Genomic DNA, 18,587 nt, shown 5'->3' with positions numbered 1-18,587 from the left:
GTCGAAGGTGGCTGGCCTCTCAGGAGGCTCTTAGCCAAGCGTTCCCGCGCTCACCGAACGTACCAATAGCCCCACCAGCGTTGGGACACTGGACGCGCCTGCGCCTTCATGGCGGCGACTTCCTCGACGGAGCGAAGCTGCGGGCCGTAGATCGCGGGCGGATAGACGTCATCCCACAGCACGACCCCGGTTTGGGCGTAGGCCGCCCGCTGATGTGCCGGCGCAAGCGCGAGCTCGGCGGCCGGCGCTACGGATGCTGTCAAAACGAGGCCGAGAGCGGACAGGGCAATGGATGGAATAAGAGCGCGGACGGTCATTGGATTGAATCCCTCGTAATATGAGATGCGAAATAATGCGACGGGTCCCGAATGGTTGCAAGGGCATGGATTGGTCGGTTGGCCCGAAATTTCCTGTTCGTGGGAAGGCGTGCCAGGTCCCGTTCGACGGCAGCAGCCTTTGGACAGAACAGGATCGCGAAGGCATCTCTCTATATAGAGTGACTCTAATAGAGCGATCTTGATCGCAGAGTTTGATGCACGAGTTATGCCGCATGCACGTAAGAGGTCAGGCATGAACAATCTTTCGGCGCCCGAAGTCGGCAAGAACCATGATGTCGACACACTGCTCGCTCTTGATGAGTCCCGGACTATCTAGGGCGACTCCTATGACTTCTGCATTCCTCTCCGCTTTCATCTTCGGCGCTGGCCTCACCTTGGGATACGCGCTACGCGCTTGGCGCGTGCAACGAAGCCCTGCGAGCTCATCCCGCGGCGCCTCGCGCCGAATGACCGGACCGACTCCCACCTCGACGTTCGGCCACGCCCGACGAGCCTTTTAGGCAACGTCCGATTCGCTGGCGGGATCTCACTGGTACGAATGGGGCATGACGAGATGAGCGAACCCAAGAAGGATGCGCCGCGGCGTTACATCGTCGATGGCGCCGGACAACGCGTGCTTGTCGGGCTGACGATCTCGGAGACGGTCGAGTTCGAAGCGCTGGATAATCCGAGCTCCCGCCCCGGCGCCGATTTGCTTGTCGAGGCGCGCCGTGTCCGCCAGGACAGACATGGGGAGCGCTGGCTGGAGCTTTACGTCAAGCACGAGCGAGCCTGGAACGATTGGATGGCTGAAACACGTGCGCGGCTGGAAAAGCCCCGCTTGCTCAACTAGATCCGCTCGAGGTCGATGCCCATGGTCCGATAGGCGAGCCGTCGCGAACCAAGGCTCCACGTCATACCGCGAGCATGCGGCTGCCCTGGATGCTCATCAGGGTGAGGTTACCGGTCGCATAGGCACCGGTGTCGATGTTGACGCGGTTCGCCATGAATTCGGCACTACGGACCGGCGTATGGCCATGCACGATATACTTGCCGAATTGCTCCTCGCTGCGCAGGAACTCTTCGCGAATCCAGAGCAGATCGCGCTCCGTCTGCTCGGCCAGCGGAACGCCTGGGCGAACGCCGGCGTGAACGAAGAAGAAGTCCCCGCAACTGAAGCTCAGCCGCAGATTGTCGAGGAATTCCAGATGCTCGGTGGGCATCGCCCGAATCAGATCGCGCATGATCGATGCCGGCTCGTCGCGCTTCAGGTCCGGCGGCGCAAGCCCGTAGGACATCAGTGTCTGGGTCCCGCCGACGGCAATCCAATCCTCGAATAATGAGGGATCTTCGAACACCCTCACCAGAAATGCCTCGTGATTCCCTTTGAGGAAGACTGCGTTGCCCCGGCGGCTCCGTTCGATCAGGACGTCGAGGGTGGAGCGCGTATCCGGGCCGCGATCGATGTAATCGCCCATGAAGACCTCGACCGCGTAGCGCGGCCGGCTGCAGGCGACGTCGGCGTCGATCACCCGCAACATCGGCTGGAGCAAATGTGCACAGCCGTGAATGTCCGAGATCGCATAGATGCGGACTCCCTCCGGCAATTGCGGTTTGGGAATAGGCGGGCGTGGTCGGGCGAGAGATATCATGGCGCTCAATCGATCGGGTGGTTGAAAAATTTCCCCAAGTCGCCGGCACCGGAGAGCTTCCATCTAACACGAACGACGTGAATTCGGTGAAGGAGCGTCCTTGTTCTCCGGCTCGATCACGCCAAAAGAAGGGCGGCATTTTTTGCCGACCTTGTTCGGCAATCGACAGCGCGAATGGCGCGGCCCGCGGGAATTGCATCGCTGAAGGCGAGCGTGCAGCAAAGATGCATGCCTGGGCGCAATTTCGCATCGCACGCCCAGATAGAAAATCATCGAAATTCTCGCAAATGACTCATTGTGCTTCGTCGAAGGATCGCATCGCCTGAAAGATGAGCGAAGAGGTGCTCGCGCGATGGCCAAGCATCGCGATGGACGTGGAACTTGATTCAAAATAGGGCAACGCGTTCGCTCGTATGTCATCACTGTGACGACATTTTCAGCGCGTCGAATTTCGCTGCGCATTTCAACACGACGCATGATCCGTGCGCCGCAAAAGTTTTGCGTGCAACGCCACAATGTCGCTGCGATCACTCAACACTTTCCGTGCGGGGCAGTGACGAGTCTTCAGCATCACGATGAGCGTCAGGCACACTCTCGATAGGCAGAGGTTCGAATGGCTGTTGCAACTTATGGTTCTGAAAACGCTCACGCGCTGTCGTCGACGCGGGGTGGCGCTCTTCAGAGGCCATTTCAGATCGTCGTCATGGCGGCTGACTTTCTGCTGATCTTGTTGAGCTATGCCGCCGGGGCTTCGCTGTACGGCGCCGCCGTCGCTTCGCCCACCGACGGCGCTTCGGTGGGAGCGGGGTTGTTTGTCGGCGTGGTGTTCGTCGCAGTCGCCTATTTCCGGGACGTCTATGCCACGCACCGGCTGCTCAACATCGTCTGGCAGCTTCGAAAGGCGGTGTTAATCTGGCTGACGTCGCTGACGATCCTTGCTGTTGCGGCGTTCCTGCTGAAATCGACCGACAATCTGTCCCGCGGCACCGTCATCGTGTTCGCCGTGATCGGCGGACTTGGTTTGGTCAGCCTGCGCTTCGTCTGGCAGGCGGTGTTCGGCACGAGCTTTGCGCGAAGCCGGTTGGTCGATCGCAAGGTGATCCTGCTCAGCCTCAAGCCGCTCGACTTCACCTCCAGCCGCTTCAAGGACCTGCGGCGGAATGGCTTCGACGTCACGCGCCATTTCGTGCTCGGCGACGACCGGGATGATGGCCATTGGGAGCGGCAGATTCGCGACGTGATCCGTCAGTCGCGCTCGGCCGACGTCGATGAATACCTGCTTGCGATCGACTGGAACGAATTGCCGATGCTCCGTAAGCTCGGGCCATATCTGCGCGCCGTCCCCCAGCCGATACGCCTGCTGCCGGACGATCCGGTCGCCGATCTGGTGGCTCGTCCCTTCCTGCCGGTCAGTGGAACCGTAGCGGTCGAAATCCAGCGGCCGCCTCTCACCATTCTCGAACGGCTGCAAAAGCGCTGTCTCGACGTCGGCGTGGCCCTGTTCGCGCTCGTAATCTTGACGCCGCTGCTGCTCACCGTTGCCGTGCTGATCAAGCTGGATTCCCCGGGAGCCGTCATATTCCGCCAGTCGCGCCGCGGCTTCAATGGCAGGCCGTTCGAGATCTGGAAGTTCCGGAGCATGACCGTCTGCGAGAACGGCGAAACGATTGCCCAGGCGACCAAGCGGGATGCTCGGGTCACCAAGATCGGGCGCTTCCTTCGTATGACGAGCATCGACGAACTGCCGCAGCTCTGGAACGTGCTGCGCGGGGACATGTCGCTGGTTGGACCGCGTCCGCACGCGCTGGCCCATGACAATTACTATGACGAGATCATCAGCAAGTACGTCTACCGCCATCACATGAAGCCGGGCCTGACCGGCTGGGCCCAGGTGAACGGCTTCAGGGGGGAAACGCCGACGATCGATCTGATGGAGAAGCGGGTCGAATATGACGTCTGGTACGTCAGCAACTGGAGTATCTGGCTCGACCTGAAGATTATGGCCCGGACGGCGTCCGCAGTGATGTTCCAGGAAGCTTACTAGTCGTTTGATTTCTTCACTGTCCGGAACCTGCCAGCTTAAGGGATCAGGTTCCGTCTCTCGACGACCTGCTGAAGAGCCGCATGATCGCGTCGCGCAAGGCAAGCAACGGCGGCACCAGCACGAAGAAAGCCCCCATCGCAACGGAAACGATGACATGGCGGATCGAGAAGGGTTCGTCCTGCTCGATTTCCCTTTGACTCGGGTCGATGGGCGCGGGTGAGAGCGTCGTCGCCATTGGCTGCGGACGCGGCTTGCGTGGAGGAACCACGATCAACACGAACAGGATGTTGAGCAGAACCCAAATAGTCAAAATCGTCAGGACGATCAGCATTCCGAGCCCGCCGGAAATGAACGACAAATATCAGCCGAGGTTAGCCTCAGGGAACCCAGAAAGAAAGATGCCCAAAGTTTCAGCATTTTAAAGCATCGAGGACCGGATTGTCTCGTCTTGCCGATGAATGGTTGCCAATTGGCGCACTGTCCTAGCCATCGCAGCCTTCGTCAATCCTTGCTTTTGGCTAGAGCAATAACTGCAAGTTGTGGATTCCGGGCGAATACGGAGGCCTCGGCAGTCCGAGGTGGGCTCGGCGCAATCCTCCGTTCGTGTGCGAAGGCGCACTCGCTGCTCTTCAGGCGACAGTTTCGAAGAACGCAAAAAAATTGGCCCGCTGCCAAATGGCAGCGGGCCCGTCGTCTTTAGAAATCGGCTGGGCGCGGCCTGACGCGCCTCCGCCTAGGCATGCTCGACGTAGTAGCTGTTGTGGTGCTTGCCCTTGTACGCCTCGATGCGCTTGAGCATCTTCGGGTTGGCGCGGTTGAGCACGGCGCCGAGCAATTTCTTCTGCAGGACTTCCGACCCGGAAACCGACTCCTGAAGGGCGCTTCGTGTCGTTTGCCCCCACTCGATCACATAGACCATGGCATCGATCAGGAAGCTGACGGCCTTTGAATCCGCCACCGGCATCACCGGGGCAAGATCGATCACGATGTACTCATAGTGCTCTTTCAGCACCTTGAGCAGATCGGCCATCGCCTTCGATCCAATGACGTCTGCCGAATTGACCATGCGGGAGGCCACGACGGACGGCAGGAAATCCAGGCCTGTTTCCTTGCTTCGCTGCACATGGTAGCCGAGGCTGGCCGGATCGCTGAGCGCCTCTACCAGTCCGCTCTTGGCGTTCGGCGCGAGCTCCCGCGTGAGCGAGCGCGTGTGCAGATCGCCGTCGATCAGGACCGTGCGATGCCCGGTGAGGGCGATCAACTGGGCGAAGTTGGCCGCCACCGTCGTCTTTCCTTCCTTGGGAAGGGACGAGACGATGCCAATCACCTTGATCTCGCGGGTCAGGCGCGCAACGTCGATCGACACCTTGATATTGCGCAACGTCTCGGCAAATCGCGAGAATGGATGGTCGACGACGTAGCGGGACAGATCGGGTGGACCGGTCTTCCCGGACGTGGATAGCAACGCGCCGGTCTTCGTCGGCGGACGAATGTCGGGCAGGACCCCGAGGCACTTCACGCCGAGCTCGTCCTCGACCTCGCCAGGGGTCCGCAACACGTCGCTGAGCAGTTCGCGGGCAAAGGCGGCGCCGAAGCCGAGGCAGAGGCCGCCCACCAGGCCGCCCACCAGCGCCAGCACCGTGCGCGGCGAGCTCTTGCGATCCGGCTTGGCGGCGGTGCTGATGAGGCGCGCCTCGCTGAGCGGGAAGCTCTGGTTCTGCGTGGCGCTCTGCAGCTTCTCGAGGAAGTTGTTGTAGAGGTTGCGGTAGGTGTCCGCGGCGCTTTCGAGATCGCGCAACTTGACTGCAGCCTGGCCGGTATCGCCGGCCTGGGCGACGAGTTCCTTTACGTTCTTCTCGAGCGAGGCTTCTCGGCTCTTTGCGATCTCATAGTCGCTGCGATAGGCGTCGCCGATCCGATGCAGCTCGTCGGCGATGTTCTTGCGCAGCTCCTCCATCTTGTTGGCCAGATTGACCGCAGCAAGATGTTGCTTGCCATAGCGCCGGGACCAGTCGGCATACTGGGCCTGGAGGTCCAGATATTGCGCGCGCAGGCGGGTGATGACCGAGTTGTTGAGAGCATCGGTCACCGTCGATTGTGCGACGTCCTGGTCCGAAATCGCGGTGATCCGGTCGAGCCGGGCCTTGGCTTCGGCCGTCGACGCCCGCGCTTGAACCAGCTGGGTGTTGAGGTCCGACAATTGCTGTTCGGACATCAGGCCGCGGCTGGTTCCGACGATGTTGTTTTCGGCCTTGAAGGTCTGCACGGCACGGTCGCTGGCGGTTGCCTGCTCGCTCAGCTCGATGCTGCGCTGCTGAAGCCATTCGGTCGCCCGCTTGGTCGACTGATATTTGGCTTCCAGGGCGCCGACAAGGTAGGCGCTGGCGACGGCGTTGACGATCTTGGCGGCCTTGTCAGGGCTTCGCGAGCGATAGTTCAGCGACAAGACATAGGTCGTCAGGACACGTTCCGTCCTCAGGTTCTTCTGAACCTGCTCGACCACGGCATGCTCGAGTCGCTCCTGCGACGCCGGTTCTCCGGTGCCGAACAACGACATGAACTTGCCGAGGACGATGGAAAGTAAACCCGGATTGGAGCCATTGAACTCCGGATCGTCCGTCAGCTTCAGGCGACGGACCACCGAGAGGATCAGGTCGTCCGAGTTGATGACCTCGACCTGGCTGTCGACGTATCCGGTATCGATGAGGGCGCTGTTGGCGTTGCTGTCCTTGTCCAGCACCTGCGCCTGACGGGTATCCATCATGATGCGGGCATTCGCCGTGTACATGGGTTGCGCCATGATCAGATAGACGATCACCAGCGCCAGCGAAGCGCCGGTGCACACCGCGATGATCGGCCATTGCCGGCGCAGGACATCGGCCACGCGTTCGAAGCTGAGGACTGCTCCGCCGAATTCGATGCCGAATCTGTGACCCGACGGAAAATGTTCTCTAGGCTGATACATTTGTTAATTCGCTGCCTTTTGACGATCGCTGATCAATTCGGAAGGGGGACGGGCTTGAACGGGTTGGCCAGCTTGGTCTTCCACTCGCCGTCGAGCAGCGCCCCGCCTCGGGGCGGTTGCGCACGGCCCTTGTCTTGGGATTGGGTCTGGGCGCCGGAGGCGTCCTCGCCGGCGGCGGCATAGCCTGCTTGCACGTTGAGATCGCCGATCCGCTGCGTGAAATCCCTGATCTTGCGCGCAGCGTCCGGCTTCGTCGACGTGCACCGCCCTTCGGCGATCCTCAACGCGGCGCCAATGGCTGAACGGTCGGTTGAACTCGACGCCGAGATGAGGGTCTGCACGGACGGCAACACCGAGGGGTTCGTGGCGATAAAGGTGGCGAGCCGATATCTCAGCTTCTCCTTGTCATTGCGCAGCTGTTCCAGAAGCGAGGAGGGCGATTTTACGAACGTGTCGAGTTGGAGCTGCGAGGCACGATCCGTAAATTCGACGCACTGGGCGCGGCAAGCATCGATGCTCGCCACCATCAAGGCAGAAGCTGCCAAGATGATCGGTAGCCATCGCGATCTCGCAAGACGACGTGTTAGTCCGCAACCCATCTGTGTCCCTTGCTCCCTGTTGCAATAGGAGAACACGTGAAACTTGGCAGGCAACTGTGTCAATTTTTGTGCGACGCAAAAGCTGCGTGCGCGTGCTCGGTGAGACAACGCGTGCATTGCCTGTTTCGGTCGGTTGCAAAAATGAAGATCTGCAATGCCTGCGAGATCGGCACGCTGGCGCCTAGGAATGTTGCAAACTGAAAACATAAGAGGCGTTGAAAGTCGAAGGGCCGCGAGCATGCGTCGCAAAACCGACACAAGTCGTCACGCGACTCATTGTTCCCCGCTTGCGAAAAATTATCGGTGCGATATGTGGCATCGTGCTTGCGGAGAGATCAACGTCTTTCGCGGTCGGCTTGATCGCAACAGCGCCGAATTTCGCGCACACTTTGCACGCAAATACTCGCAATCATCACGACCGAATTGATTTGCGCGCCGACGCATGTCGATCTCAGGCAAAAAGTGGCGTGAACTTGGCGCTCGCATGTCCGAATGATCTGCGAGGGTTGAAATTATCGTCGACCCTCATGCGTCGAATGCGAGTCCGCGATCGCAGAGATTGAACACGCGCAAGACCTGATACACACTGCTGCGGTGCAATAGCTACGGAATGTTGATGTGACGGAGATGGTTCATCGTGAGAAGGCGCATGTCCTGCCGCTCGATAGCATTCGGGGGATCGCCGCGACGTCGGTGGTGATTCACCATCTCCTGCTGATGCCGACTTTCCTCGCGGCGTTCCCGCACAATGCGTGGATCAATTGCTCGTTCTTCAGAAGCTCCTGGCTGCTGGTCGACTTGTTCTTTGTTCTCAGCGGGATCGTCATGTCGCTCAGCTACGTCGAGAGCGACTTCGGGCGCTTCTCGCTGCGTGAGTTCATGGCGCGGCGCCTGGCGCGGGTCTATCCGCTGCATATCGTCATGCTGATGGCAAATCTTCTGTTTCGCCTCCTGCGGATCGGTCTGGTCATGGCCGGTGTCGTGGTGGCCGCGCCGGCGGCGTTCGAAGTGAACAATGCCTATTCCTTCGGTCTCAACGTGCTGCTGCTGCATTCGATGGGGTTCATCGATTATCTCAGCTGGAATGCGCCGAGCTGGAGCATCAGCGTCGAGTTCTACACATATCTGGTGTTTGGCCTGATCGTGCTGCTGGCCCAGCGCATGCGTTCCCTGCTCTGGTTCTACGTCCTCTGTGGAGCCCTTGCGATTAGCAGTCTGGTCTTCATCATCTTCGTGCTCGACAAGAGGAGCCTCGGGCTTCAGACCGACTTCGGCATCCTGCGCTGCTTCGTGAGCTTCTTCCTGGGCGTGCTGACGGTGAGGATCGTCGATCGCCTGCCGGCCAAGCCGGGCCCTGCCGTGCAGGGCGTGCTGCAGTTCGCCGCCATGATCGCCAGCATCGCTCTGGTGTCCGTGGCGGAGACCAATCCTGCCGCGACCTTCCTCGCGCCGGTGACGTTCGCGATCTTCCTCGGCAGCTTGCTGGCCTTTCCGGATGCGCTGCTGGTGCCGCGGATGCTGGTGGCCGGGCCGCTGGTCTGGCTCGGGAAACGTTCCTACTCCATCTATATGGTGCACGCGCTCGTGGTGCTGCTCGCTGAATATTTCGTGCGGGCAGTGGGGGCGGGGCGGATCGCCGCGCTGGATTCGGTCTGGGCAGGCCTGCCGGCCACGCTGAATCTCGTCGTCTCACTGGCTGCCGTGCTAGCGGTCTCGCACTTCACCTATCTCTACATCGAAATTCCCGGCGGCAGGTTCATGCGAAATGTGCTCGGAAGCCGTCGGGATTTCGCGCGATCCCCCGCGCCGTCGGCGCGGCTGACGAACTGAGTCGGTCATGAGCATCCTCGCACTGCAACGGCCGCGACTGATCCTGATCAGCCTCAGCATCGAGGCGATCGCGCTCGGGGTCTACCTGGTCCGCGACGCCTTTGGCGGCGTGATCCGCTATTACACCAGCATCTATCACATGGATGCGCTCTGGTATCTGCCCGATGCGGTCGCGCTTGCGTGTCTGATCCAGTTCATCGTGCATTGTATCCTGCGCAATCGCAGCACACTGGCCCTGTTGGTGTTGGTCCAGATCATGCTGTCGCTCGTGCTTGGCTATTTCATGATGGGAACGGCAAACGCGGCGATCTCGTCCTTCAAGATGATGCTGCCGGTGTTCGTCGGCTTCTGCTTCTGTGATGCGAGTCTCGGCTCGTACAAGAAGCTGCTGTCGGTCATCGCCGTGACCTTCTACCTCTCGGTCATCGGGGTGTTGCTGACGAAGTTCTACCTCATGCCCTGGGTCGGGTATAAATATGAGTCCTTTGGCGCGGTTCGGGAGGCGGGCCGGCTGTGGTGGGCCTATGGCGGCGACGACCAGCGGCTCATGGGTTTTGCGGCCGACAACACCATGGCCGCCTTCTTCATTCTCGTGTCGTTCGCGATCACCTCGATTCGCAAGAGCACGACGTGGTGCCTTCTGTTCGGCTCGCTCGCGGTCTATGTCATCAAGCTGACCACGAGCAAGACGACGATGATCGTCCTCGTGCTCTATCTGATCCTGCTCGTGTTCGTGCGTATGCTGCCGGAGAAGTCGCGCTTTCCCGCAATCAGGGGCATCGCGCAATGGTCCTTTGCCGCGATCTTCGTTCCGTTCTTCATGATCGTGATCGCTTCCGGCACCGCCGCCGTCCCGCACTCGACCCTGTTCAGTATCGTCGATCGCATCAACAACAGCTGGCAGTTGCCGTTCGTCTACATGAACCAGCTCATGCCGATCGGTCTGGTGACGGGCTGCGGCGCGGGCTGCTTCAACTATCCGCAGAAGCTGTTCTCGCCGCTCGCGCATTTCTGGGTGCCCGTCGACAATTTCTACATCGGGACCTACCTGATGTTCGGTCTGCCGTTCGTCGCGTTCATGGTGATGGTGTTCAGGGCGACATTCGGCGCGACCGACGTGTACAAGCTGACGCTGATCTTCGTCGTCAACCTGTTCACGATCACGGTGTTGAACTACGGCCCGGCGTCCGGCCTCCTGATCATCGCATTGAGCTTCAGCGACGTGTTTTCGCGCCGCGCGGCCTCCGCACGGGCGGGCGACGCCGTGCCGATCGTCATGCGGCCGCCGATGCCGTCTTTGGAAGGCTTCCGCCCGGACATACCGGCGGCGAGCGGAAGCAGGTGAGAACGAACGATGCATAAACGGCTCGCATTTATCGACACGCTGCGCGGCATTGCCGTGTTGTCGGTCCTGGTCCAGCATGTGTTCGAGGTGATCGTCGAGAAGCACCCGACGGGCGCCTATTACTGGCCCATCCACGATTTGTTCGGCTACTACATGAACTTTGGCCGGTTCGGCGTGGTGTTGTTCTTCTTCGTCAGCGGCTTCGTCATTCCGTTCAGCTTCCCGGACAGCGCCACGCCCGTGCGGGATTTTTCGATCAGCCGCTTCTTCCGGCTCTACCCGGCCTACTGGACCTCGCTCGTGGTCGGGCTCGTGACGATGCAGCTGATGGATTCGAAGATCTATCCGCTCGGGCAGATCGCCGCGAACGTGACGATGTTGCAGACCTTCGTGAACGTCCCGAACCTCTGGGTGTTCTATTGGACGCTGGCGATCGAGCTGCTCTTCTATGCCGGATGCACCATTCTGTTTGCGATGGGGCTGCTGAACCGGCGCTTCACGGCGGTGACGATCGTCGTTGCGGCCGCGCTGGTCGGAACCACCGCTGCGCTCCTGGTGGAGAACAGGGCGGTTTCCTCGGTGATGGAGGTCGGGCTGAATCTGTCGGCGATGTTCCTGGGCAAGATCATCCGCGACACCGTCATCGGCGGAAAGCTGCGATGGTCCCACGTGGCGGTCTGCACGCTCCTGTATGCGATCTTCGCCATCACCCTGGCCGACCGGCGGTTCGGAGGCGTATATCACGAGAATTTCTTCTACAGCTATTCGATCGCATCGGCCTATGTCTGTGCGGCGCTCGTCTTCATCGGCTTTGCCGTGTTCGGTGAGAGAATGGCGTGGCGGCCGATGGCATTCGTCGGCGTGATCAGCTATTCGGTCTACCTGATGTCGCCGTTCGTGCTCGTCTTCATCCATCGCCTCGTCTGGTTCGGCGACGGGCCGCTCGGATGGTCGATCTTCATGACCCTGATCCTGGCGTTGTCGATCCTCGTCAGCTGGATGACGTTTACATTCGTCGAGAAGCCCAGCATCGCCTTCGGACAAAGGTTCCGATCAGCACGGCGAAAAAAGGTCGTTCTTGAGCCCGTCCTCAGTACCCAGGGTGCTGCAGAGTGAGTAACGCGCTGCACCAGCCGGGCGCCGCCTACGACGGATCGTTCGTTCCCTCGGTCCAGGGGCTTCGGGGGATTGCCGCGCTGAGCGTGCTGATGGATCATTTCTACGACATGCCGAAGGGAGGCATGTACGACATCCCGGATCCCGGCTTCCTGCCGCCGCTCTGGCTCTGGCTGCAATCGGCGATCAATGTCGGCGGGCACGGCGTCGAGCTGTTCTTCATGATCAGCGGCTTCCTGATCCCGGCGAGCCTGGTGCGGCACGGCTCGCTGCCGCGGTTCTTCTTCGACCGCGTCCTGCGCATCATGCCGGTGTTCGTGGTCCTGCATCTTGCGCTGTTCGCGATAGGTCCGATCGTCGGCTACAAGTTCTTCCGTGGCATCGATCTGACCGGCTATCTCGGGATTTTCGCGGCCAATCTGTTCTTCGTGCAGGACGCGCTTGGCTTGCCCATTGCCCAGCAGAATGCCTGGACACTGACCTATGAGTGGGCGTTCTACATCTGGTTTGCGCTGACATTCTCGATGTGGCGCGGCGGGGGCAAGCTACTGGCGGCGCCCCTGATCCTGCTGGGTCTGGCTTGCCTGATGCACTGGCCGATCACGGCGTTCTTCTGCATCGGCATGCTGTTCAGCGCCACCGGGTTTCGCATCTCCATTCCTGGACGGGTCGGCCTGCTCGCGGGCCTCGCCTGCGCAGCCGCCCTGTATGCGAGCTTGGTGCTGTTTCACCCGTTCGTGGGACTCCTTCCCGGATTCCTGCTGTTCGGCATGGTGCTTGCTCCGGAGTCGGGCCTGGGCAGGGCTCTGAGTGCCCCGGCACTGCAATATGTCGGCAAGATCAGCTACAGCCTCTATCTCGTGCATCCCTTCGTGCTCTTTCCCTTGCAGGTGATCGGCCTGAAGCTGGTCGCCGCCGGCGTCGATCGCTGGCTGCTGTGGGCCGCCTTCATCGTGCTTGGGCTGGTAATGTCATTGGTTGCAAGCGCGATCAGTTATGAGCTGATCGAGGTCAGGTTGAGGCGCCTGCTGGACGGCGCGATCCGCGGCATGTTCTTTCGACCGCTGAAGGTCGGGCAATCGGTTTGAGCGACCGCGTGCCCGTCGCGGTCAGCTCACGGTACGGCCTGCGAGCTTGTGATAGGACCCCAGCAGCTGTTCGGCGATGTGGTCCCAGTTCAGGATGCCGGCCGCGGTTTGCCGTGCGCCATCCGTCAATGTCGCGGCAAGCGGCTTGGAGGTCAGCACGCGCTCGAGTGCATCGGCCAATGCAGCGGCATCCCCTGGAGGAACCAGCAGCCCGTTGACTCCGTCGGCGACGACGTCGGGAATGCCGCCGGTGGCGCTGGCAACGACGGGACGAGAATTTCCGTAAGCGGAGGCAAGCACACCGCTCTGTGTCGCATCCTTGTAGGGCAAGGCGACCACCGTGGCGGATTGAAACAGCTGTCCGGTGTCCGCGGGCGAAATGTAGGCGTTGATGGTCTTGACCGTCGGCATCGCTTCCATCCGCGCGCCGAGCCGTGTCATTTCGGGGCCGCGGCCGGCGACGATTGCCTCATGCGCCACACCGCGCTTGGCCAACATGTCGATCGCGTCGATGAAGACGTCGAGGCCCTTGTAGGCCCACATTCGTCCAAAAAACAGGATGCGAGCGGCTTCGGGCGCGGTGACCGCATCTCGGGCCGGTGGAACCATGAGCACGCCGTGCATGCTTGAGACCGTTCCGCCCTTGAAGTCGGGCGAGGCGCGACGAAAATCCGCAATACAGCTCTCGCCATGCGTCGTGACGATCGACGCGGCGGCACGCATGTGCCCGCGCCAGGCGTCCTCGCGCGGCGAGGTGCCGGAGCCGCCTTCCGAATGCGGGATAGCATCGTGAACTGTCAGCACCAGGGGAATGCCGAGGGGGCGAAGGAACTGAATCAGCTTGGACGTATAGATCTCCGGAACTTCGTGACAATGAACGACGTCCGGACGAAACGAAATTATGTCGAGGAAAGAAGCCGGGATGCCGATCACGCCGCCGCGGCGCAGGCTCAAATCGCGAACCCGGGTCTCGAAGGGAGCCGCCACGGCGATGTCGGCCAGTTCCCATTGCTGGTTGGCGTCCTTGCGGTTGAGCACGAGCCTGACGTCGCAATGGTGAGCCAATCCCGAAGCGAGCCGATAGGAATATTCCGCAAAATGCGGGGCGTAAATCGCCACGCGCAAGCGTTTGGAGCTACGGAGAGAACGCGGGGCCGGCGAATTCATCAAGGCATCCATTTTGCATCACATCGCAGAGAGCGATTGGAGTGTAGTCCACGATTTGAACTCACTTCCACTCTAAATCGGAATCGTGATGGCGCTCATCTGATTGCCATCACTCCGTCGTATTGTAGCGAGCAATCAGTCGCCGTTGTGAGCGGCGACAAGCGGTGGCGTGTCATCATCATTGCCGCGTCGTCTGGATCGGAATTGGGTCGAATTGTTGATGAACGTCACTCGAGGCAGGCAACATCAGGTCGTGGTGGCGCTGTTTTGGTCGCTCGCGCAGAATTGGGGCGGCCGCGCATTGTCGTTCGTGCTGTTCCTGGTATTGGCGCGGCTGCTCGATCCCGCGGATTTCGGACTTGCGGCGCTAGTCGCCTTCATCCTGCTGCTTTTGAGCTCCATCGCGGAATTCGGCTTCGGTGATGCATTGATCCAGCGGCGGACGCTCGAGCCCGCCGATGTGACGCTGCCGTTCTTCTGCTCGTTTGCAGCCTCAGTGCTCCTGGCCGTTCTGATCGCATTGCTCGCGACGCATATCGAGCATTGGTTCGACGTGAAGGGGCTCGCGCCGCTGCTGACGGCCGCCAGTCTCTCGCTTCCGATCGGCACCGCGACCCTGTTCCAGGAGGCGCTCTACAAGCGCCAGATGGATTTTCGGGTGCTCGCAGTCAGGACCATGGTGGCGACAGCCATCTCCGGCGTCGTGGGAATCGCCTGTGCCTATGCAGGGTTTGGCGCCCTCAGCCTCGTGATCCAGGTGGTCGTTCAGAGCGCGATCAGCGGCTTGTGGCTCTGGAGCCAGCCGCGATGGTTGCCGATGCGCGGCTACGATCTGAAGAGCTTTCGCGAGCTCTCCGGCTACAGCATCCACGTCATGCTGAACAGGCTGCTGGACTTCGCCATCGTTCGGACGATCGACATGATCATCCTGTCGCTCTATGGCGTCGCCGCCCTCGGCATCTACACGGTCGGCGCGAGGGTCTACATCATCCTGATGCAGTTGCTCACCCAGGCGGTCATGGACGTGGCGCTGAGCGCCTTGTCCAAGATCGCGCACGAGCGGGACCGCATCGCGGGCGCCTATTTGCGCAGCGTCAGTCTCGGCGCACTGATCGGATCTCCGGTCTTCGTGCTGCTCGCGGCGATCGCGCCGGAGTTCTCCCTGCTGCTGTTCGGTGCGAAGTGGGGTGGCAGCGAGGCGGTGATGCGGCCGCTGATGCTGATTGGCGCGGTCCAGACGGTGCAGTTCGTCAACAGCGCCTATTTTGGCGCTCTGGGCAAACCGAACTACGTCTTTCTGCTCAATATCCTCAAATTCTGTACGGTCGTGCCGGCAATGTTCCTGCTGCCCTCACGCGACATTGGTCAACTGGCCACGATCTTCGCATTCTCGCAGCTCGTGGTGACCCCCGTTACGTTTGCGCTGGCGCTCCGGCTGCTGGGCTTGAGCTGGAGCCAGTTTCTGCGCCCCATTGCGGGATGCCTTTGCGCCATCGTTCTGGCTTACGGCGCGGTCGTGCTGTGCCGGGAGGCGACGCCGGGCATGAATCCCTATTTGCGGATTGGACTGCTGGCGTCCTGTTTTGGCGCGACCTATTTGACGGGCATTCTGCTGTTCTGGCGGAAGCAGCTCCTTTCCCTGATTGATTTCGTCGTGAAGCGCGGTGCGACCGCCTGATGAAGACGAGGAGGACGTCGTGAAGCAATTGATCCCGGTGCCCGTACGCAGGCAGCTCCGAGGCTGGCTCAACAGCGCGAAGAATACGCCGTTGGCTCTCGATCTGCTCGAACTGCGCAGGTGGCAGATCGCCCGGAGAGACGTCGGCGTCAACGTCGCGCCGCGCAACGATCCGCGCCGGCTCGTCGTGCTGCCTTCCGATCCCTGGAGCGTTCGTCAGTCGCGGGGCGATGAGGCGATGATCGAAGCGGCCACCGGGGAGGTGAAGCGGACCTATCCGAACCTCGAGATCTACATCGTCACCGCGACGCCAACGGCCAGTGCGGACGTGCGCGCGATGGGTTTCAAGCCGCTCGAACTCTGGCGACAGCCGTTCTCATACGAGACCGTGGCGCAGGAGCTGTCGCTCACCAGGCCGGATTTCGGATTGGTTCTGGGGGCCGACGTGCTCGACGGCTATTATTCGCCGGTGGATGCCGCGCGCATGCTGCTCGTTGCCGACTTGATGGCTGCGTTCGGCGCCAAGGTCAGCGTGCTCGGCTTCAGTTTCAACTCCCGCCCGGCGAAGGCGCTGCGCGAGGTATTCCGGCTGCTGGACCCGGGCGTGGTCCTGAATCTGCGCGATACAATATCTCTTCAGCGTTTCGACGATTTCGCCCGGAAACGCGCCCGTCTGGTTGCCGATGCGGCGTTCATGCTGACGCCGCGGGCGGATACGACCGCGGTGAAGCAGATCGCGGCCACGATCGCGCGACAGCGCGAGCAGGGTCGCAAGGTCTTCGTCTTCAACATTCATCCGATGTTGTTCAGGAAGCCGGAGCCGGCCAAGCTGCGGCAAATGATAGAGCTCGCCGCGGGCGCCATGGAGCGGCTGTCTCGCGAGCACAATGCAAGCTGGTTGTTGCTCGCTCACGACTACCGCCCCGAGATCGCCGACGACAATTGCCTACGGCCGCTGGCTGACCGCCTGAAGCCCACGCTCGGCGATCACGTGCATCATGTCGATCAGGCGCTGTCGGCGGGCGAGATCAAGGCCGTTGTCGGTCTGGTCGACGGCGTGATCACCGGCCGCATGCATCTGGCGATTGCGGCGCTGGGGCAGGGAACGCCCGTCGCAGCGATTACCTATCAGGACAAGTTCCAGGGCCTGTTTGCGCACTTTGGCGTCAGCGAATCGCTGTTGCTGTCGCCGGCCCAATTCCTGGTCGACGACAGTTTTGAGAAGTTTGTGCTGCAGTTCCTTGGCGCGCACGAAGCCGTCGGTGAGAAGGTACGTCAGATGCTGCCGGATGTCATGGAGCTGTCCCGCGCCAACATCGCACCGCTACTGGGCGAGAGCGCGATGCGCACGGTGCAGGAGGCCGGCGGCAAGGTCGCCTGAACGCCCTTATGTCGCCGGCAGACGTCAGTTGACCGCCCGCTCGGTGTTTTCAAAGCGCACGGGGGTGTCGGCTGCGGCCCGCTTGCGCGAGGACGTGGCACCAATGTCGGCCCAGCGGTTGATGAAGCGCCGCGCCGGATTCTCGAAATAGGCGTAGGTGCGGTCCGCGGCGATGGTCAGGACCGCACAGCACGCCAGGGCGAAGAGGCCGAACTGATCGGGACGCAGTCCGAGCCAGATCCACAACGGCTTGAACACGGCAATGAGGATGGCATCGTGCAGCATGTAGATCGCATATGAGGTGTTGCCGAGCCGTCCGAGCAGGCGGGCGCCCGGAAACTCCTTGAAGGCGCTTTCGCCGACCGCAGTGAGCAGGATGGCGCAGGAGAACAGCAGGATGGCGAGGTCCGGCTTGGCGAAGACGTTGAGGACGAGCACGGAGAGGCCGAACGTGCCGATGCCGGCGAAGATCATCCGCTTGTGCCGGTAGGGATGCGACATCCGGAATAGAATGGCGAGCAGGATACCGTTCAGAAAGCTCGGCAGTGCGCGGAGCATCCCGTAATCGAAATTGGCGCCATACATTTGCGACCGTTCCTGCCAGATCGGCAAATGGCCGTGGGCAAGGACCAGATAGAGCGCGGCCACGATCGCGCCGAGCACGATCGGTTGCATCTTGCGTGCAAGCAGCATCAGCAGTGGAAAGATCAGATAGCAGAAGAACTCCGCGCTGATCGACCAGGACGGCGAGTTAAAGCTGAGATGGTCGGTGACGCCCCACGCCTGGAGCAGCAGAAGGTTGTACAGGAAGTCCAGCGGGGTCGAGCGGGCCGTGCGCTCCAGGCCGACGCCGATGAGCACCACGAAGATGAGCAAGCTCAGCAGATGCAGCGGATAGATCCGTGCAATACGCCGGATCATGAAGCGGGAATAGGCCGCCACGCCACGTGCATCGGACGGGTAGGAATAGGAGATCACGAAGCCGGACAGGATGAAGAACATGTCCACGAACAGGCCGTAGGACCCGTTCCAGGCCGGCGAAATGCCCGTGTCGATCAGCTTCAGGTGGAAGATGAAGACCCCGAGCGCAGCGACGAAGCGGTAGAAGTCGAGAACGACAAAACGTCTTGCTTCACTTGCTTCCATCGGGCCTCGGAGTCCTTGCGCGGTTCGTCTCGCTTCTAGAGACGAATTGTGACGCAAGTTCGCTGGATGGAGCGGGGAAGGTGGCGTGATCGCGGATCGGTCGGCCTTGAGTTCCTCGAGACCATCTTGTCCGGGAAGGGAACGACTTCATCGTCCCAATTCTGCCTCTTGATGAGGCAGGCGCCTAATGAGCGGGCCGGGACGTTGGCTGGTCCCGGCCCGTGTCAACATTTATGCGTCCTGTCGTCAGTGCGCCGTG

Annotated in this window: 15 protein-coding genes; 8 read left to right on the top strand and 7 right to left on the bottom strand. The window is 61.1% G+C overall.

All coding sequences use genetic code 11. From position 1 onward, the window contains the following. Positions 1-50: 50 nt before the first annotated feature. A complete protein-coding gene (locus tag CIT37_RS31335; RefSeq protein ID WP_028141813.1) occupies positions 51-317 on the bottom strand; it encodes a hypothetical protein in 267 nt (88 codons plus the stop codon). 574 nt (positions 318-891) lie between these two features. Here CIT37_RS31335 and CIT37_RS31330 point away from each other — a divergent pair. Next, a complete protein-coding gene (locus CIT37_RS31330; RefSeq protein WP_038972575.1) occupies positions 892-1,170 on the top strand; it encodes a hypothetical protein in 279 nt (92 codons plus the stop codon). Positions 1,171-1,231: 61 nt separating this feature from the next. Here CIT37_RS31330 and CIT37_RS31325 read toward each other — a convergent pair whose 3' ends face one another. Continuing rightward, positions 1,232-1,969, bottom strand: coding sequence for a metallophosphoesterase family protein (locus tag CIT37_RS31325; RefSeq protein WP_050995698.1), 738 nt, complete (start codon positions 1,967-1,969; stop codon positions 1,232-1,234). Positions 1,970-2,582: 613 nt separating this feature from the next. Between CIT37_RS31325 and CIT37_RS31320 the strand changes: the two genes are divergently transcribed. After that, the gene (locus tag CIT37_RS31320; RefSeq protein ID WP_038951074.1) at positions 2,583-4,013 is read left to right on the top strand and encodes an undecaprenyl-phosphate glucose phosphotransferase; all 1,431 of its coding nucleotides are present in this window, start codon (positions 2,583-2,585) and stop codon (positions 4,011-4,013) included. 43 nt (positions 4,014-4,056) lie between these two features. Here CIT37_RS31320 and CIT37_RS31315 read toward each other — a convergent pair whose 3' ends face one another. The 3 genes from CIT37_RS31315 to CIT37_RS31305 form a co-directional block, all read right to left on the bottom strand. Beyond that, positions 4,057-4,344, bottom strand: coding sequence for a hypothetical protein (locus CIT37_RS31315; RefSeq protein ID WP_028141809.1), 288 nt, complete (start codon positions 4,342-4,344; stop codon positions 4,057-4,059). A 402-nt stretch (positions 4,345-4,746) separates the two neighbouring features. After that, positions 4,747-6,978 carry a succinoglycan biosynthesis protein ExoP gene (locus tag CIT37_RS31310; RefSeq protein WP_028141808.1) on the bottom strand — a complete coding sequence of 744 codons (2,232 nt, stop codon included), beginning with the start codon at positions 6,976-6,978 and terminating at the stop codon, positions 4,747-4,749. A gap of 32 nt (positions 6,979-7,010) precedes the next feature. After that, positions 7,011-7,505: a hypothetical protein gene (locus tag CIT37_RS31305; RefSeq protein WP_038951073.1), complete on the bottom strand. Its 495-nt coding sequence runs from the start codon at positions 7,503-7,505 to the stop codon at positions 7,011-7,013. Positions 7,506-8,204: 699 nt separating this feature from the next. Here CIT37_RS31305 and CIT37_RS31300 point away from each other — a divergent pair. Genes CIT37_RS31300 through CIT37_RS31285 form a run of 4 tightly spaced genes read left to right on the top strand, consistent with a single transcriptional unit; the run spans position 8,205 to position 12,956 of the window. Further along, complete coding sequence (locus tag CIT37_RS31300; protein ID WP_028141806.1) at positions 8,205-9,407, top strand: acyltransferase family protein; 1,203 nt, start codon at positions 8,205-8,207, stop codon at positions 9,405-9,407. Positions 9,408-9,414: 7 nt separating this feature from the next. Further along, complete coding sequence (locus tag CIT37_RS31295) at positions 9,415-10,752, top strand: hypothetical protein (protein WP_028141805.1); 1,338 nt, start codon at positions 9,415-9,417, stop codon at positions 10,750-10,752. A gap of 9 nt (positions 10,753-10,761) precedes the next feature. Next, a complete protein-coding gene (locus tag CIT37_RS31290) occupies positions 10,762-11,868 on the top strand; it encodes an acyltransferase family protein (RefSeq protein ID WP_095424431.1) in 1,107 nt (368 codons plus the stop codon). After that, positions 11,865-12,956: an acyltransferase family protein gene (locus CIT37_RS31285; protein WP_095424432.1), complete on the top strand. Its 1,092-nt coding sequence runs from the start codon at positions 11,865-11,867 to the stop codon at positions 12,954-12,956. The genes CIT37_RS31290 and CIT37_RS31285 overlap by 4 nt, the downstream gene beginning before the upstream one ends. 21 nt (positions 12,957-12,977) lie before the next feature. On the opposite strand, the gene CIT37_RS31280 is transcribed toward CIT37_RS31285, so the two are convergent. After that, positions 12,978-14,075 (bottom strand): glycosyltransferase family 4 protein, encoded by a 1,098-nt coding sequence (locus CIT37_RS31280; RefSeq protein ID WP_244611298.1) that lies wholly within the window; start codon positions 14,073-14,075, stop codon positions 12,978-12,980. A 268-nt stretch (positions 14,076-14,343) separates the two neighbouring features. Here CIT37_RS31280 and CIT37_RS31275 point away from each other — a divergent pair, with 268 nt between their 5' ends. Together CIT37_RS31275 and CIT37_RS31270 are read left to right on the top strand one after the other, a co-directional pair. Further along, a complete protein-coding gene (locus tag CIT37_RS31275; protein WP_038972558.1) occupies positions 14,344-15,801 on the top strand; it encodes a lipopolysaccharide biosynthesis protein in 1,458 nt (485 codons plus the stop codon). Between the two features lie 19 nt (positions 15,802-15,820). Beyond that, positions 15,821-17,182 carry a polysaccharide pyruvyl transferase family protein gene (locus CIT37_RS31270; protein WP_244611296.1) on the top strand — a complete coding sequence of 454 codons (1,362 nt, stop codon included), beginning with the start codon at positions 15,821-15,823 and terminating at the stop codon, positions 17,180-17,182. A gap of 24 nt (positions 17,183-17,206) precedes the next feature. Here CIT37_RS31270 and CIT37_RS31265 read toward each other — a convergent pair whose 3' ends face one another. Further along, entirely contained in the window at positions 17,207-18,328 is a 1,122-nt protein-coding gene (locus CIT37_RS31265) for an acyltransferase family protein (protein ID WP_028141799.1), read from the bottom strand. Positions 18,329-18,587 lie beyond the last annotated feature (259 nt).

This window comes from Bradyrhizobium ottawaense (genome assembly GCF_002278135.3).
GTDB lineage: Bacteria > Pseudomonadota > Alphaproteobacteria > Rhizobiales > Xanthobacteraceae > Bradyrhizobium > Bradyrhizobium ottawaense.
The sequence above is the reverse complement of the archived record's forward strand: the minus strand, read 5'-3'. Positions and strand labels throughout refer to the sequence as shown.

Coding starts and splice junctions, on each gene's coding strand:
- CIT37_RS31335 (WP_028141813.1), bottom strand. CDS start 317: ATGACCGTCCGCGCTCTTATTCCATCCATTGCCCTGTCCGCTCTCGGC.
- CIT37_RS31330 (WP_038972575.1), top strand. CDS start 892: ATGAGCGAACCCAAGAAGGATGCGCCGCGGCGTTACATCGTCGATGGC.
- CIT37_RS31325 (WP_050995698.1), bottom strand. CDS start 1,969: ATGATATCTCTCGCCCGACCACGCCCGCCTATTCCCAAACCGCAATTG.
- CIT37_RS31320 (WP_038951074.1), top strand. CDS start 2,583: ATGGCTGTTGCAACTTATGGTTCTGAAAACGCTCACGCGCTGTCGTCG.
- CIT37_RS31315 (WP_028141809.1), bottom strand. CDS start 4,344: ATGCTGATCGTCCTGACGATTTTGACTATTTGGGTTCTGCTCAACATC.
- CIT37_RS31310 (WP_028141808.1), bottom strand. CDS start 6,978: ATGTATCAGCCTAGAGAACATTTTCCGTCGGGTCACAGATTCGGCATC.
- CIT37_RS31305 (WP_038951073.1), bottom strand. CDS start 7,505: ATGGTGGCGAGCATCGATGCTTGCCGCGCCCAGTGCGTCGAATTTACG.
- CIT37_RS31300 (WP_028141806.1), top strand. CDS start 8,205: ATGGTTCATCGTGAGAAGGCGCATGTCCTGCCGCTCGATAGCATTCGG.
- CIT37_RS31295 (WP_028141805.1), top strand. CDS start 9,415: ATGAGCATCCTCGCACTGCAACGGCCGCGACTGATCCTGATCAGCCTC.
- CIT37_RS31290 (WP_095424431.1), top strand. CDS start 10,762: ATGCATAAACGGCTCGCATTTATCGACACGCTGCGCGGCATTGCCGTG.
- CIT37_RS31275 (WP_038972558.1), top strand. CDS start 14,344: ATGAACGTCACTCGAGGCAGGCAACATCAGGTCGTGGTGGCGCTGTTT.
- CIT37_RS31265 (WP_028141799.1), bottom strand. CDS start 18,328: ATGGAAGCAAGTGAAGCAAGACGTTTTGTCGTTCTCGACTTCTACCGC.